Below are 14,237 nucleotides of genomic sequence, written 5' to 3'. Positions count from 1 at the left end.
GATCAATCAGATATCAGCGTCAGCCAGGTCATCTGCAGTCTCTTTGACTGGCGATGCTTTGACGTCCGGCGCCGGAGTCAGCAGTTTGTCGCGCAGCTGCTTCTCAAGTTTCGCGGCGATCTCCGGGTTGTCCGCCAGGAACTTGGCCGAGTTGGCCTTGCCCTGACCGATCTTGGTGCCTTCATAGGCATACCAGGCACCGGATTTCTCGACGAAACCGTGCAGAACACCCAGGTCGATCATCTCACCGTTGAGGTAGATGCCTTTGCCGTAGAGAATCTGGAACTCGGCCTGACGGAACGGCGAAGCGACCTTGTTCTTCACAACCTTGACGCGGGTTTCGCTACCGACGACTTCATCACCTTCTTTCACCGCGCCAGTACGGCGGATGTCCAGACGAACCGAAGCATAGAACTTCAGCGCGTTACCACCGGTGGTGGTTTCCGGGCTGCCGAACATCACGCCGATTTTCATACGGATCTGGTTGATGAAGATCACCAGGCAGTTGGCGTTCTTGATGTTACCGGTGATTTTACGCAGCGCCTGGGACATCAGACGGGCTTGCAGGCCCACGTGCATGTCACCCATTTCGCCTTCGATTTCAGCCTTTGGTACCAGAGCGGCTACGGAGTCGACGATGATCACGTCAACCGCGTTGGAACGCACCAGCATGTCGGTGATTTCCAGCGCCTGCTCGCCGGTGTCCGGCTGGGAAACCAGCAGGTCGTCGACGTTGACGCCGAGTTTGCCGGCGTATTCAGGATCGAGGGCGTGTTCGGCGTCGACGAATGCGCAGGTCGCGCCGGCTTTTTGAGCCTGGGCGATCACCGACAGTGTCAGCGTGGTTTTACCGGAGGATTCAGGACCGTAGATTTCAACGATACGGCCTTTTGGCAGACCGCCAATGCCGAGCGCGATGTCCAGACCCAGAGAGCCAGTGGAGATAGCCGGGATCGCCTGACGGTCCTGATCGCCCATACGCATTACGGCACCCTTGCCGAATTGACGTTCGATCTGACCCAGGGCCGCAGCCAAGGCTTTCTTCTTGTTGTCGTCCATTAAAGTCCTCACGTAATCAATAAGGCCTGACGGCCAACACCTGTATAAGTAGCCAGTATTATTCCACAGCGATTCAGGATCGCCTACCCCTGATTTGAGATTTCTCCAGCGGCATGTCGCAGCAGCCCCTCTAGCGCGGCCCTCACCGTTTGTCGGCGGACCTCGTCGCGGTTACCGGGGAAGTGCTGCACCTCGCTGAACACCCGCTCCCCCACGCCCCAGGCCAGCCAGACCGTGCCCACCGGCTTGCTCGGCGAACCACCATCCGGCCCTGCCACACCGCTGACCGCCACGGCAAAAGACGCCCGGCTTTTTTCCTGCGCGCCTCGCACCATGGCCTCGACCACCTCGCGACTGACCGCCCCCACCGTCGCAAACAACTCGACCGGGACATTCAGTTGTTCGGTTTTCTGACGGTTGGAGTACGTGACATACCCGGCCTCGAACCATGCCGAACTCCCCGGAATGCGCGTGATGGCCTCGGAAATCCCACCGCCGGTACAGGACTCGGCTGCCGTGACGTGAGCATTGAGAACCTGCAGGCGCCTGCCAAGTTCAGCGGCCAGTTGGGTGATTTCTTTCACGGTCATCTCCTGAGCGAGCGGAATGGGGACTACCGTACACGAGCGAATCGCGCTTGCAAGTTACAGCATCGATCAAAATGTTAGCGACCGAGCGCCCGGATATAGGCCTGACACGCCTGCAAGGCAATCAGTGCACGGTCGCCGGCGTCGGTGATGGCGATAATTCGTTGAGCATGCGCCGGGTCAAGTCGGGCGCGTAGGGGGCCATGATCCACGCCGCCGGCGCCGGAGGCGGTGGGCACTGTGCAGCCAGTGGAAGTGTCGCGGGCATCGAGGAGGACTGACAGCCGCACATCAGCAGTGGCAAGACGATCGCGCAAGCGACCTTGATCACGTTGGGCATCGCTAAGCGCTCGATAATGGGTTTGTTCGCTGACCGACAGCTGTTGCTCCAGCGCCAGGCGCTTGTCCTGTTCGGCCTGTTGTCGGGCGGCGGCCGCCTGGGTCAGCCGGTTGAGCGTCTCGGCGTGCGCCCTGTCCTGCTCCGCCAGTTGCTGCCCGTAACGCCCCTCCTGAAATCGCCAGGCCAGCGCCGCCGAGCCACCGGCCAACACAGCCAGTAACACAACAACACCAATGACCCGCCACGACGCCGGCATCAGACCGAAGGCTGGCATAACACCGCCCTCGCCCGCGCCCACAGTTGCAAACGGTCTTGCAGCCCGTTCAGACCACCATTGATCCGGCGGGTGATGCTGTTGAACTGATCACGATCAGCCAGTTCGTTGAGGCCGTTTTGCACCCAGAACCAGGCGGCGGACTCCGCAGCCCATCGCGGTTGTTCCAGCAGTTCCGGCAATTCGAGCAGACGCTCGTCGCCAAACACACCGACACTGCACTGTTGATAGTTGTGGCGGCCAGTGATCTGAATCAAGCCACGACCGCAGTACTTTTGCCCGTCACCGTCGAGCGCTGCCGTATTACCCAAACGAGCGGCCAAGGTGCCGGTGTCATATTTGCTCAGATAGAGGTCACCGCCGAGTTCGCGCATGTAGTGCAACTGCCCCGATTCGTGCCCCACTTGCGCAAGGAAAGCAGCGCGGCGTTTGGGCGTGTTTATGAAATGGCCCTCCATGGCGGTATCGAGGGCGGAAACGAAAACGCCCGCTTGGCTGCGGGCGTCGGGAAATATTTGCTGTAATTGCAGAACCGTAAGCGGCATCAGTCATGTTCCGTTCGCCATTGATCAACCCGACCGGCGTCAATGCGTTATTGGGTAGCGTCCAGGCAGATCGCATCGATCGAGCAGCGATAGCTTTGATATTTATCGCCACTGGCAGTGACCTTCTCGATTGACCAGTAACCGCGCATGAAATCCGGCCAGGAGGGGTCCAGCAGTAAAACGCCCTCGGCTGACAGGGCCGGATTGCCCGGGCAGGCGATTTTCACCTTGAGTTTTTCACGCAACAATTTGCGCACCTCACCCTCGCCTACATCCCTGGCCTCGTCTTCATTCTGACAAAGCCGGCCGATGACCTTGAACGGCGGGCTACCGGTTTCGATCACCCGCACCACCCCGGCCGCCGCGTCCCACCAACTTGTCTTGCAGCCCTGGTTCTTCGCCCGGGCGGAGTCATCGAGCGTGGCGGAGATGAAGGCGCGATCGCCTGGACGATTGTCAGTGGTCACCGACAGTTTCACTTGGGGCAACACCTTGCCCGACAGCGAGTTGGTCTGACCGGGGAGCGCCAGCACATACAGCCCATTCACCGGTTTGGCGATTGCATGATTCCTGAGGGCAAGGCGTGTCAGAAACGCCATGTCGCTTTCGTTGGACTGATCGATGTGATGGATTTTTCTCAGTGCCAGTTGGGGAGCCACACGTGGCGAAAAGCCGTGCCGTAAAGCGATCTCGCGAAACAACGCACCGAGGGTGGTCGGGCCATGACTGGCCGACCGACGCTGCAGAAACCCGGTCTCGTCCTTTGCACTGAACGGCGCGGCGGTGGCCACCAGCGTCAAGCGCAGCGGGAACAGCGTCGGTGTCAGGCGAGACACCATGAACTGCCCCTTGTCCACCAATCCGGACTCCACGTAACCGACTAGCAGGCCGATCTTGCCACCCAGGATCGGCAACCCTTCGAGCCCTTCCAGGTCGAGCGTCAAGGTCAATTGATCGGACTCGATACCCGCGGCGTCAATGTGCTCCCAACTGATCAGTCGTTGATTGATCAGGACCTCATTGGCCCCATAAATGTGTACTGCTGGCGTGAAACCCAATGCCATGGAGCCTCCTTAATCCCACGCGGTAACCGGCGTGGTCACAACGGGTTTTGCGTCGATTTCCGGCAGTACCACCCAGACACCTGCAGGCAATACCGGCCCCGGTTCCGCCAGCGTGGGGTTGAGCCGCCACAGTGCTTCCTCGACGGCATCGTCACAGCGACCCATTTCGCGGTACAGCAACAGGTTCAGCGAATCACCGGCCATACTTCGAACTCTACGCATGGATGAACTCCGAGATGTCGACGGCCCAATTGACGACCATCGCCGTGCCGTCATCGATGATCACGCTCTGGGTCTCCGTCACCGTGTTGATTCGCCAAAGCCCCCAGTTGCGTCCGATGCCATCCACCAACGGCACCGGCTTGCGCTGTTCCTGTAGCGCGCGCAGCTCAGTGAGCCGGTCCATGGCCACCGCGTACATCGACGTCCCTGTGATCTTCAGCGTCTGGGACTTTTGCCCGGTCTGGCTGGATTTCGGCTTGCCGGTCACGATGTCCAGTTCCACCCAGCCACCGTCCGAGGTGTGCACGATGCCGCTGTACGCGAAGTGACGGGACAGGCCGAAAATGAAACTGCCCAATGCCATTTGCTGGCGCATTACATACCTCCATCGGTCAGGGCCGCGCCACGTCGGGTGGCGAGGGCGTTGGTGCTCATCAGGGGGACGAATTCACCGTGGAACTGCGTCTGCAGCTGTTGCGCCACGATCGTCCGGATGTGCTCGGAGTTATCCGCTCCCGTGCAGGTGACCTGGATCGATGGTGCGTAATTGATCTGCTGCGTTTGTGACTGCGTCGAGGCGCTGGTCAGGTCTTTACTGACTTGATCAGGAGCGCCGAGCTGGTCGGAAGGTGTGGCGAGTTTTTCGCCCAGCCAGGATCCGGCGATGCCGCCGAGAAAACCGCCGATGGCCGTGCCCACGCCTGGAAAAATCATCGTGCCGAGCGCTGCTCCCGCATAAGAACCGGCCACCATCCCGGCAGAGGAAGCGACGGCTTTGGTGTCTCCATTGGCGACACCTTGTGCGATATCGACCCCGGCGCTGAGCAAGCCAAGCCCTGGTGCTCTTTTGGGGAGAGAGGAGCCGACCTTGGCGACTTTGCCGAGCAAGGGGCTGGCCTGACTGGAACCAGCGAACTGCAGCAGACGCTGAGCTGGGGCTGGAGCTGGAGCTGGAGCTGGAGCTGGAGCCAGAGTTTGAGCCTGAGCCAGAATCGGGGCCACTGCCGGTCTATCGACCCGAGGCCGCACAGTGACGTCGAATTGCGGTTGATCCTTGGGATTGCCCTGCCCCTTGGCTTTGTCCTGTCTTGCGTTCCTGCGCTTCTTGCGTGCCTGATCACCTGTGTAACCCAGGCTGCTTTCCGTGTGTTTTTTCGGTGGCGGATGCTTGTTGTCCTGATCGCCGCCGCGAGTGTCTTCGCTGACCAGATCGCCCAACCCCCAGGGCAGGTTCGGCGCAGTGCGCTTCAGGATCTTTTTGGTAACGTTGGTCAACGCTTCGGTGGTAACGGCGGACACGATCTTATAGAGCGTGACCGCAACAACCGCCAGTCCCGTGGCAATCGTGGGGTATTGCTCGGCAACTGAACTGAGCTTGTCGACTTGAGCAGAAAGTGACGTCAGCGGGCCGGACATGTCTGGCGTTACTGCACGCCCCAGACGACTGAGACTCGCATCCAGCACATCCCCACCGGGTGTCGAATTGTGCCCTTCGTCTTTGCCGGATTGTCCTTTCGAGCCATTGCTTTCGACTGTTGGCGTTGCAGTGGCGGCTTTATCGGACGCGTCCTTGCGCACACCGGGGTTTTGAGGAGCGGCGGCGCTTGCAGCCGCCCGCTCGGGGGCCGTGACCGCAACCTTACCGGCCTCGCCACTGCTGCGCAGAGTGGAGCGTATGCCTGCCTCACTGACATTCAGGTTGTGGGCGCCCAATTGATCGGGCGCTTCAGTCGCCACCCTGCCATCGAGGTTTGATTGCGAGGGGCTGCCAGCGACAGGTCCCACTCCGAGCCGTTTGAATGCCGCGCGTGCTGAAGACACCACCGCCGTCAGTGACGTCAGCGCTTCACCCAGTTTGTTCTGTCCTGCCGTCAGTAATCGTATGTCCAGGCTGACCGTGTTCAGTGCCTGGTTGAGCTGCGCCAGCGGGGCGATGAAACCGGCCAGCCCGAGGGTTGCTGACCCGCCGCCCATTGCTGGCGACCCCATGCTATTGATCGTCGCACTGGCGAGCGAATATTGACTGTCTGCCATCCCGCTCTACTCCTGTTTCACGCCAAGGCGAGTGATCGCGATGTCGTAGCGGCGCAATGCCTTGCCGACGTCCCACTCCAGAATGTCCGCTTCACTTACCGGGTAAATGAGCGGCACCACATCGAGGATTACTTCGATGTCGCGCTCCGAAAGAAGGCCGCCGGTTTGTTTAAAAAATCGTCGATGCGTACCTGAAGCTGTGTCCAGTCGGGCACGGTCAGCAGGGCCAGATCGGGAATCATCAGACCGGTGCAATGGGCGGTGATGAACTCGGCGCGTTCCTTGGGCGTCTTGAGTTTTTTCATCGCTTTGGTCGCGCGCAGCACCGGCATTTCGAGGGTCAGGGACGTCAGGGTGCGACCGGCTACGTGGAGCGGTTGCAACAAGGTCACTTCGTTGAGATCGGCCGAAGGTTGTTCGCCCTCCTCCTCTTGCGCAAGGAAATGCGACGTCGGCAAAGTCGACATCTCGTGCACGTACTGCGCGATGCTCACGTAGTCCGGGCGTTTGAGCTGGTCGAGTTCCTTGACTGACAGCCCGGTGGCCAGCAGCGCCAGTTCGAAGAACTGATCGTCCTCATCATCGCCGGCACGGGCCAGGGCTTCTTTCTGTGCGGCGTAGTACAACGGTTTGAGCTGAATCTGCTCGATCGATGCCTGATCGTCGGCCGTGATCGGCGACAACAAGGCGTGAACAGGAGGTGTCCAGGACATGAAATGAATTCCTTGGTGAATCATGAGGGGCCGTTGGGCAACGCACCTTGTGGAAGCGAGCCTGTGTGGCGAGGGGATTTATCCCCGTTCGGCTGCGAAGCAGTCGTAAAACCCTTGTGCGCGGTGTACCTGATACACCGCGTTTTTCGATTTCGGGGCCGCTTCGCAGCCCAACGGGGATGAATCCCCTCACCACAGGTTCAATCCCACAGGTTCAAGGGATCAACACCGCGCGGCGGGCGTCGCCGAGAATGTCGACGCCGTTGAGCACGAACTTCTGGGTGCGCACGTCGATGTCGATCACCGGGATGCCGTTTTCCAGGCGGTTGTAGGTGCGGCAGGACAGTTCAAGCGTGGTGGTCGGTTTGTCATTCATTTTGAGCGCCGTCTCGGCCAGGGACTTCAACTTGCCGCCGACGGTGTGGTAGGTGAACCAGGTGTTGCCATCCTGATCCTGACCGGCCTCACGAACGTTCAGCAAAATGTCGTCGCCCAGTTTCACACCCAGGGCGAGCATGACTTCTGCGCCCACGCCTTGCAGCTTGAGCGTGGCGGTGAGGGCTTTGCCGCTCTTGGCCATTTCCTCGCCGATGAAGCGCCCGCCGACCATGTTCTCCATCTCGAACTCGATCTTCGGCGGGGTGAACTCTTCCACCGTCGCCGACAACGGCAGGCCTTGCAGGGTGGCCGCGATGGCCTGTCTTACGCGGTTGGTAAACATTAGAGAACGTCCTCCAGGAACTGCTCGATGATTTCATCGCGGGCATTGAGTTGATAAACCATGTGTTCGTTCGGCGCGTAGCGGCCGTAGTCGATGACCACGTACCAGGTGCCGTTCTTGTACTTCTCGACGCTGTTCAATTCCGGGTGCAGGTACACGCTGCCGCCAGGAATGGTTTCGTCGGCAACCAGGGTTTGCAGCCAGTCGTTGATGCGCTTGACCTCCTGGTCCATGAACGACTTGGTCAGGTTCTTGGCCATGGCTTTCTGGCCGGCCTTGACCAGCTTGCGGCTGATCGCATCTTCGAGGCCGACGTAGCTGATGAACTTGCCGGTGATAGAGCGGTTACCCAGCAGCGAGAAGCCGCCGAGGATGGTGCGGGCGTAGTAGCAGATGCCGTAGCGGTTGAGCAGATCGCCCTCGGTGGAGGTGTCGAGGATGTTGTATTCCACGACCCGCGAAACGTCCTCGGCGAAGGTCACCTGGTTGCCCGGGCTCTCCCATTGCTTGACCTTGGCCAGGGCCGCGATGGCCAGGCTCGACGGCGACAGGAACACGTTTTTCTTGGCCGCCTTGGAGTACACCGACGGCATGTTGTGCACCAGCAGGCAGCGGTCGAAACCCAGCTCCGCGCCGCCCAGTTCCTGGCTGTACGTCACCTGATCGGCGACCGCGGCATCCTTGCCGTCGAGCACCACACGGGCCTTGATGCGCTTGCCGAAAGACGCGAACTCACCGGCCACGGCTTTGGTGCTGGTGAAGCCCGGCGCGCCGATGATGGTCAGGTCTTCAGGCACGCTGCCCAGCGCTGCGAGGCCGAGCTTGCGACCGGTCAGCGGATCGATGCCGCCGATCACATTGTTCAGCGTGTCCGCAGGGGTCGCGCCCTCTTCGACGATGACCACGTAGACCGGCACCTTGACCACTTTCAGGATCTGGAAGACCGCGTGATACAGCGTGCCAGCCTCGGTACCGGTCGGATCGAGCAGCGCCTGGGTGGTGAAGCTGTTGATGCGGAACGGCGCGTTGCGTGGAATCAACGGATCCGCCTTCGGCGCGGTGCCGATCAGACCGATGACGTTGTCGCCCAGGCCACCCATGGCCTCGGGGGATTCGGTGGCATTGACGGTAATGCCGTTGTGCTCGAAGTTCAGAACCTCAGCCATGGTTATTCAGCCTTCTTGGCAGCGGCTTTTTTCGCCGCGGTGGATGCAGAGGCCGACTCGGCAGCCTCGGTTTTTTTCAGCTCCAGACGACCAGCGCTGCGCAGCGCGTTGGCCTCCACATCGAGCAGTTGCAGCTCCTGGCCGATGCTCGACCAGTGGCCGCCCCCGGTGGGGAACGGGAGGAGCACGGTGTACGTTTGGCGTTCTGCCATTTCTGTTTCTCCATAAACGAAAAAGCCCCTTGGGTAAGGGGCTGTCGGGTGTTGTGTGTGTTGTATTGCGGGAAAGAAAACGCCCCGGCAGTGCGGGGCGTTTATTGGGTTTGTTCGGCGATCCAGGGCGGAGCGACCGGACGGTATTGGCTGTCAGGGAAATCTGCTGATTGCGGCCAGTCGCGCAGGACCTGCATGTAAACCAACAGCTCGTTGAACTGCTCGGCCGTCAGAGTCGTGTCACCACCGATCTCCAGTTGATCGCGGTGGCGATCGCGCAACCAGATCAGCGACGCCAGTTCGGTGTCTCGCCAAGCCCGCTCAGTCACCGCGGCCTGATCCACTGCGCCACCCTGCAGTTCAGGGTCGTCGTCGGGCAAAAACTCTTCGGCATAGCCGAGCTGCTGATTCGCAAACCGGCCACAGATGCGGCCCGATTCGTCGCGTTGAATAAATGGCATGGCTTATTCCTCCGTCCAGCCTTGAGTGTGTAACGAGGCGCGTAACACGCTGTATCCGGGGTATCCCAAGACTTGCGCTACCACCTGCCCGCTTTGGTTCGTCAGGGCTTCGCCGTAGCCCGACATGTTCTCATTCGCCGTCGCGTCATTGCTCATGCCGATGCCGCCCACGAAGCTATCTGCCGACGTGTTGTTCAAAGTGACGGCTGCTGCCTCCGGTGAACGCACGTAAATGACGCTCGACTCACCCTGTACGCGCGCAAAGAACCGGACTCGAACTCGCGCACCGGGTGGCACGCTGACGGCCAGCGTGTAGCTGCTCGTTTGGACATTGGACACAAACATGTCCTGCGGCATCGTCTTGAAGTCGGTGCTGTTTCCCGTGTTAATGAAGGGAATGATGCTGCCGCTGGCATCCGTCTTGATCGACCGACCTTTCAACCTGGCAATCAGCTCGTAGCCGCCCGGCACTTGGGGCGCCGCTCCGATCGAGAGCAGCATGTCTCGCTCACCGCTGTCATTCTTGCGAATGACGTAGGCGTGATACCAGGTGTTTGCTACGCGGATACCGGTATCGATCTTGTTCCCGCCAGACCCTGCCGACCAGGCTCCAGCGGACTGCAAAACGCAACTGATCGCGGTAGAGGCCACAACTGCATTGCCTGCGCCGCGTGCGCTGCCTGCGGAAAAATCGACGGTGGTTGTCGGTGCGGCGACGTTCATCGACATGATCATGCCGGTTTGATAGTCACGGGGCACGAAAGCAGCGAGCTGCGCAGCCAGGGCAGCTACGTCGATGTTTCCCTGATTAATCGGCGCATTCCAGGCCTTGATGCACCACATCACCGCCAGGTTGCGAGGACGGGTTTCTGTAGAGGTGCGAGCTACTCGCGATGCGTCAAACGTGAAGCTGGTAATGCCACCGACGGTTGCGCCTGTCGGCTGGTTGACTGCTCCGCCAACACCTAAGTAGGCACCGGAAACTGACGAACCGAGTTGTGTGTTGTTACCCGCGGAGATCCCGCCCGTAATATTTTGCAGCGTATCTGTCTGATAACTGCCCAATGCACGCCCTGCGTCTATGCCGCGCCCATGGTCCCAACCGCGCAGAAATTCGCCACGCGACTCAGGCAAACGGAAGTTGCCAGCTCCCTCGCCGCCCGTATTAAAAGAAGTACCCAGATACGCAAACAAATCCGGGTAAGTCGCGATGCTCTGCACACTGCCATCAATTTCAAGAAAGCCCGGTGGCACTGCGGTCTTTGGAAACGCAACCACAGCCCCGACCGGCAGCGCCGAAGCCTGCGCAATCATCGCTTCGATTTCAGGCTTGGTATAAGTGTCCTTGATCCCAAAACCAGCCAGCGTTTCCGGATTAGTACCAGCAGTGGCACGGCCATATTTATCAACCGTCAGACTTTTATAAGTGCCAGCCTGAATTCCCGTCCTACCCGCCAGCATTTCAAAGCTCAGCGCCGTAGTGCCCAGCGTGATCGGCCCATTCGTGACTAAGTGCCAAAGCGAATCACCGTTCGCCGCACCCTCCTCGATCATCACGGTCAGGCCCGGCGTCACCTTGGCGCTGGTGTTCGAATCACCCGAACGCACCCAGTCGCCATTGGCGGCAACGTAAATGCCGTTATCCTTCGCCGTCGTCTGGCCCGCCACCAGCACCCGCTGACCAGACACCACCGCGACACCATCAATCTGCTGCGCACCACTTAATACGATGTTCCCCGTAGCCGCCACGCGCACCGACTGCTTGCCATCCAGCTTCGCCAACTCATCGGCGAGATAACCCATCACCCACGCCCGTGTCGCCTTGACCACGGTGTCGTCGATCAGCAGCGTGACGTTCGCCGCATTGCTGGTCTCGAAAATCGAGCGAATGTAAAACTCTTTCCCCGACCCCGACGTCGCCAGCACCGGCTTGAACGACTCCGGGTATTTGACGATGGCGTACAAAATCCCGGTGTCAGTCCAGAGCCCGGCCTCACGCACATACCAACCGCCCTCTTCCGGCGGGATGGTTACCTCGGCGAGCAGCCAGCTCGGATTTTTCTCATCCTGGAACAGCGCATTCAGCGGCCCGCGCCACACTTCTCGTTTAAGCGCAGTGGCGGTCGCCGCCGGGTTGTAAACCGCGCCGCCGCCGTCACCGACCGAAATCTGTGACAACTTGATCGGCGCGCCCGCCGCCTTGCAGGCGGTTTCATAGGCAATCCCTGCATTCGTGAGCAGGGTGTAATAGTCAGCCATTCAGGCCCCCTGAGGATAAATAGTGGATGTTTCAACGGCGTAGAGCCCGGCAGCCATAAAGGCCTGACCCGAGGCTTCGAGCCCTTCGATGACAATCGGATACACCGTGGTGAGTTCGCCGCACACCGTCGCCGCGCCGATGACGTGGCTGCCGAACGCGCTCAAGCCAACGGACACCGACAGAATGTCGCGCTCGCTTTTGGCGTCCGCCAGGCGTCGGTCGAGACGGGCGTCGATTTCTTCGCTGTAGGGCTGCTCGGTAAACGCCCTGACGGAAAAGCTGTAAGGCTGACCCGGTGGCGTCTGCTCGTACCAGGCCCGCACTTCAGGCATCAACCGCAATCCTTTCGCGGCGTTTTCCAGCGCCTGTCGCGTCCCGGCCTGTCGCGCCGTGGGCCAGGCGAGTTCAACCGTCAAACGCTTTTCCGCCTCGGCCGCCTCGGAGCTCCATTCGCTGACACCTCGATCGGCCGCGAGATACGGCAGAAACGCCGAGGGCGTCGCTGTCGGGTTCATCAGCTCGGGGAACGGCGGCGTGATGCGATCAAGCAACGTGCCGAAACCGAGATCCAGTGCTTTTTCCAGCGGTGAGCTGTTGGACGGAAGCAGGCTGGGACGAGGTGTTTGATCACTCATAGCGTGAGCACCTCAACCTCGACACCCGTGCACCAAGGCGCTTCGAAGGCGGTCGTCACAATCGGCTCGAGCGGTTCGAGAATCTCGAGTTGAATCGCGCCGGCGTTATGCAGCGTGAAGTCGATCCAGCTCGGGTCGACCCGCCCTTCCAGCCGATGACAACTCTGGGCATACGCTTGCAGTTGCTGGTGTGCGGCGACCTTGGTCAGCCCCGAATCAGGGCCGGCGTTGATCCTCGCGACGACGCGGATTTTGTAATGTTTGATGTGGGCGCCCTGCACCGTGACCCGATCCGTTTCCGGTCGCACATCAGGCCGGGCAAAGTGCTGGCGCACACCGTCGAGCAGTTCTTCGGACGCGCTGCCATCGCCTTCCCGGGCAAGCACCGTGACCATCACTTCGCCCGGTGCCGTGCGGCGTCCATTGCCGTCCTTGACCTGCGCCGCATGGCCGTCCGGGTCGAAGGTGTACGTGACCGTCACCTCGCCCGGCGCCGCGGTTTCCACCTTCACCGCAGGACGCTCGCCGAGGGTGAACACCTCGCGGCGATACTGCATCCGCGAACCGGCGGCCGGTGCATGCGGCGCCAGGTAGTAACGCAACCGGGCGTCATCGTCGCTTTCGTACACGGGGGCAATCGGCGGGAACGCCGCCGGATCGCCCGGATCGAGCAACTGACGCTCAAGCCCCATGTCCGCGAGGCGGGCATCCAGATTGCTGCCGGTCGCCCACCAGGCCAGCATCTGCTTGATGCGGGCGTTGTATTTGCGTTCGTGGATTTGCAGGCGAACGCAAAACGCCTCAAGCGCCAGGGTCAGCAACTCGCTTTCGTTTTCAAGGCTGGCCTTGAGCTTCGCCGCCGTCTCGGGAGATCGGGCGCCGACGTACTCGACGACAAACGTCTTGAACTCGGCGAGCAACTCCTCGAACGCTTCGACGGTGACGATCGACGGTTCGGCCAACTGGTTCTGGCCAGGGATCAACATGCTCATGTCACCACCTCGAAGGTCTGATTGCGGTTTTTCCAGGTGCCGGCAAATCGCAGTACAAGCCCGGCACCTTGCCGGCCGGCGACAATGACCTGCGGCTGGAAATCACTGATGCCGTTCTGTTCGTTGTAAAACGCCTGCGCCGCATGGCTCTGGGCAAGAATCAGCAGGTCGTCGCCGAGGTTGCGGCCCAGCAGGTCCGGGATCATCGAGCCGTACAAAGGACGCTTCTGTCGGGTGCCCAACGGCGTGGTCAGCGCCCGGGTTGCGCGCTGCACGAATTGCGGCCAGTCGTCGACCGCCGCCCCGGTGTTTCTATCGATTCCGATCATGGGAAACTCTTTATGCGGTACTGATGACGCGTCCCTGGTGATCCACCACCGGGCCGCTCAGGTGCACACCGGAAGCGTCGAGTCGCAAGCCGACCGCGCCCAGTTGCAGTTCGATGGCTTCAGGCGTGATCGCGAGGCTCGCCGGGCCGAGATTCAACTCGAGCGCTTCGCGAGAGCCGTTGAACGCCGCCGGGCCGTTCTTCCAGTGCAAGGCGTGACGGGCGTCGTCGTAGCCGCTTTCCGTACCGTCCAGATAGAGGCGACGCGTCAGCGAAGCCTGTGTCGAAGCGGGTGGAAAACGATCGCCGTTGAGTCCGAACAACGCCACGGATTGGGCGCTGCCCTCGCCGCCGCCATGGTTCAGCAACAGGCATTGCTCGCCGACCGAGGGGATCCGCGATTCGCTTTGCGCCCCGGCGCTGGGGTTGAAAAAGCGGATGGCCGGGGTCAGCAATTCCCCGTGAATGACCCGGCACGTATTACTCGCCGCATCGACTTCCTGGCACACGCCGATGCGACACAAGCTGTCGGTTCGCCGGTGCAAATCTTCCAGCTCTGCCTCCATCTCGGCCAGGCGTTCGATGATCGGGCCGAGTTGCTGACGTAACAGTGCATCGAACATG

Annotated in this window: 18 protein-coding genes; all 18 read right to left on the bottom strand. The window is 60.7% G+C overall.

Going from position 1 to position 14,237, the window contains the following annotated elements; all coding sequences use genetic code 11:
• Positions 1-6: 6 nt before the first annotated feature.
• The 18 genes from recA to J2Y86_RS24005 all read right to left on the bottom strand — a co-directional run bounded on the left by recA (position 7) and on the right by J2Y86_RS24005 (position 14,236).
• Entirely contained in the window at positions 7-1,059 is a 1,053-nt protein-coding gene (recA, locus tag J2Y86_RS24090; RefSeq protein ID WP_007907270.1) for a recombinase RecA, read from the bottom strand.
• Between the two features lie 83 nt (positions 1,060-1,142).
• Positions 1,143-1,643: a CinA family protein gene (locus J2Y86_RS24085; protein ID WP_253437322.1), complete on the bottom strand. Its 501-nt coding sequence runs from the start codon at positions 1,641-1,643 to the stop codon at positions 1,143-1,145.
• Between the two features lie 80 nt (positions 1,644-1,723).
• A complete protein-coding gene (locus tag J2Y86_RS24080) occupies positions 1,724-2,260 on the bottom strand; it encodes a lysis system i-spanin subunit Rz (protein WP_253437318.1) in 537 nt (178 codons plus the stop codon).
• Complete coding sequence (locus tag J2Y86_RS24075) at positions 2,242-2,805, bottom strand: glycoside hydrolase family 19 protein (protein ID WP_253437315.1); 564 nt, start codon at positions 2,803-2,805, stop codon at positions 2,242-2,244. Before J2Y86_RS24075 ends, J2Y86_RS24080 begins: the two co-directional genes overlap by 19 nt.
• 47 nt (positions 2,806-2,852) lie before the next feature.
• Complete coding sequence (locus tag J2Y86_RS24070) at positions 2,853-3,869, bottom strand: phage late control D family protein (protein ID WP_253437312.1); 1,017 nt, start codon at positions 3,867-3,869, stop codon at positions 2,853-2,855.
• A gap of 9 nt (positions 3,870-3,878) precedes the next feature.
• Positions 3,879-4,091 carry a tail protein X gene (locus J2Y86_RS24065; protein WP_253437309.1) on the bottom strand — a complete coding sequence of 71 codons (213 nt, stop codon included), beginning with the start codon at positions 4,089-4,091 and terminating at the stop codon, positions 3,879-3,881.
• On the bottom strand, positions 4,084-4,467 hold the full coding sequence (locus tag J2Y86_RS24060) for a phage tail protein (RefSeq protein WP_253437306.1): 384 nt from the start codon (positions 4,465-4,467) through the stop codon (positions 4,084-4,086). The genes J2Y86_RS24065 and J2Y86_RS24060 overlap by 8 nt, the downstream gene beginning before the upstream one ends.
• Positions 4,467-6,125, bottom strand: coding sequence for a hypothetical protein (locus tag J2Y86_RS24055; protein ID WP_253437303.1), 1,659 nt, complete (start codon positions 6,123-6,125; stop codon positions 4,467-4,469). The genes J2Y86_RS24060 and J2Y86_RS24055 overlap by 1 nt, the downstream gene beginning before the upstream one ends.
• A 128-nt stretch (positions 6,126-6,253) precedes the next feature.
• Positions 6,254-6,838, bottom strand: coding sequence for a phage tail assembly protein (locus tag J2Y86_RS24050; RefSeq protein WP_253437300.1), 585 nt, complete (start codon positions 6,836-6,838; stop codon positions 6,254-6,256).
• 214 nt (positions 6,839-7,052) lie between these two features.
• Positions 7,053-7,559: a phage major tail tube protein gene (locus tag J2Y86_RS24045; protein WP_253437297.1), complete on the bottom strand. Its 507-nt coding sequence runs from the start codon at positions 7,557-7,559 to the stop codon at positions 7,053-7,055.
• The gene (locus tag J2Y86_RS24040) at positions 7,559-8,725 is read right to left on the bottom strand and encodes a phage tail protein (protein ID WP_253437294.1); all 1,167 of its coding nucleotides are present in this window, start codon (positions 8,723-8,725) and stop codon (positions 7,559-7,561) included. The genes J2Y86_RS24045 and J2Y86_RS24040 overlap by 1 nt, the downstream gene beginning before the upstream one ends.
• Positions 8,726-8,727: 2 nt before the next feature.
• Entirely contained in the window at positions 8,728-8,937 is a 210-nt protein-coding gene (locus J2Y86_RS24035; RefSeq protein ID WP_253437291.1) for a hypothetical protein, read from the bottom strand.
• A gap of 101 nt (positions 8,938-9,038) precedes the next feature.
• Complete coding sequence (locus J2Y86_RS24030; RefSeq protein ID WP_253437288.1) at positions 9,039-9,398, bottom strand: phage tail assembly chaperone; 360 nt, start codon at positions 9,396-9,398, stop codon at positions 9,039-9,041.
• 3 nt (positions 9,399-9,401) lie between these two features.
• Complete coding sequence (locus J2Y86_RS24025) at positions 9,402-11,657, bottom strand: phage tail-collar fiber domain-containing protein (protein ID WP_253437284.1); 2,256 nt, start codon at positions 11,655-11,657, stop codon at positions 9,402-9,404.
• Positions 11,658-12,293 carry a phage tail protein I gene (locus J2Y86_RS24020; protein WP_253437281.1) on the bottom strand — a complete coding sequence of 212 codons (636 nt, stop codon included), beginning with the start codon at positions 12,291-12,293 and terminating at the stop codon, positions 11,658-11,660.
• On the bottom strand, positions 12,290-13,285 hold the full coding sequence (locus J2Y86_RS24015) for a baseplate J/gp47 family protein (protein ID WP_253437278.1): 996 nt from the start codon (positions 13,283-13,285) through the stop codon (positions 12,290-12,292). Before J2Y86_RS24015 ends, J2Y86_RS24020 begins: the two co-directional genes overlap by 4 nt.
• The gene (locus tag J2Y86_RS24010) at positions 13,282-13,614 is read right to left on the bottom strand and encodes a phage baseplate protein (protein WP_214381006.1); all 333 of its coding nucleotides are present in this window, start codon (positions 13,612-13,614) and stop codon (positions 13,282-13,284) included. The genes J2Y86_RS24015 and J2Y86_RS24010 overlap by 4 nt, the downstream gene beginning before the upstream one ends.
• A 10-nt stretch (positions 13,615-13,624) precedes the next feature.
• Positions 13,625-14,236, bottom strand: a complete 612-nt coding sequence (locus tag J2Y86_RS24005) for a phage baseplate assembly protein V (RefSeq protein WP_253437275.1) — start codon at positions 14,234-14,236, stop codon at positions 13,625-13,627.
• Between the last annotated feature and the right edge of the window lies 1 nt (position 14,237).

The sequence above is a fragment of the Pseudomonas migulae genome (assembly GCF_024169315.1).
Taxonomy (GTDB): domain Bacteria; phylum Pseudomonadota; class Gammaproteobacteria; order Pseudomonadales; family Pseudomonadaceae; genus Aquipseudomonas; species Aquipseudomonas migulae_B.
This window is presented reverse-complemented; position numbering and strand designations above follow the sequence as displayed.

Excerpts from the sequence above, each read along its gene's own strand:
- J2Y86_RS24065 (WP_253437309.1), bottom strand. The coding sequence starts at position 4,091 with ATGCGTAGAGTTCGAAGTATGGCCGGTGATTCGCTGAACCTGTTGCTG.
- J2Y86_RS24030 (WP_253437288.1), bottom strand. The coding sequence starts at position 9,398 with ATGCCATTTATTCAACGCGACGAATCGGGCCGCATCTGTGGCCGGTTT.
- J2Y86_RS24015 (WP_253437278.1), bottom strand. The coding sequence starts at position 13,285 with ATGAGCATGTTGATCCCTGGCCAGAACCAGTTGGCCGAACCGTCGATC.
- J2Y86_RS24060 (WP_253437306.1), bottom strand. The coding sequence starts at position 4,467 with ATGCGCCAGCAAATGGCATTGGGCAGTTTCATTTTCGGCCTGTCCCGT.
- J2Y86_RS24035 (WP_253437291.1), bottom strand. The coding sequence starts at position 8,937 with ATGGCAGAACGCCAAACGTACACCGTGCTCCTCCCGTTCCCCACCGGG.
- J2Y86_RS24010 (WP_214381006.1), bottom strand. The coding sequence starts at position 13,614 with ATGATCGGAATCGATAGAAACACCGGGGCGGCGGTCGACGACTGGCCG.
- J2Y86_RS24055 (WP_253437303.1), bottom strand. The coding sequence starts at position 6,125 with ATGGCAGACAGTCAATATTCGCTCGCCAGTGCGACGATCAATAGCATG.
- J2Y86_RS24080 (WP_253437318.1), bottom strand. The coding sequence starts at position 2,260 with ATGCCAGCCTTCGGTCTGATGCCGGCGTCGTGGCGGGTCATTGGTGTT.
- J2Y86_RS24070 (WP_253437312.1), bottom strand. The coding sequence starts at position 3,869 with ATGGCATTGGGTTTCACGCCAGCAGTACACATTTATGGGGCCAATGAG.
- J2Y86_RS24050 (WP_253437300.1), bottom strand. The coding sequence starts at position 6,838 with ATGTCCTGGACACCTCCTGTTCACGCCTTGTTGTCGCCGATCACGGCC.
- J2Y86_RS24020 (WP_253437281.1), bottom strand. The coding sequence starts at position 12,293 with ATGAGTGATCAAACACCTCGTCCCAGCCTGCTTCCGTCCAACAGCTCA.
- J2Y86_RS24005 (WP_253437275.1), bottom strand. The coding sequence starts at position 14,236 with ATGTTCGATGCACTGTTACGTCAGCAACTCGGCCCGATCATCGAACGC.
- J2Y86_RS24075 (WP_253437315.1), bottom strand. The coding sequence starts at position 2,805 with ATGCCGCTTACGGTTCTGCAATTACAGCAAATATTTCCCGACGCCCGC.
- J2Y86_RS24045 (WP_253437297.1), bottom strand. The coding sequence starts at position 7,559 with ATGTTTACCAACCGCGTAAGACAGGCCATCGCGGCCACCCTGCAAGGC.
- J2Y86_RS24025 (WP_253437284.1), bottom strand. The coding sequence starts at position 11,657 with ATGGCTGACTATTACACCCTGCTCACGAATGCAGGGATTGCCTATGAA.
- recA (WP_007907270.1), bottom strand. The coding sequence starts at position 1,059 with ATGGACGACAACAAGAAGAAAGCCTTGGCTGCGGCCCTGGGTCAGATC.
- J2Y86_RS24040 (WP_253437294.1), bottom strand. The coding sequence starts at position 8,725 with ATGGCTGAGGTTCTGAACTTCGAGCACAACGGCATTACCGTCAATGCC.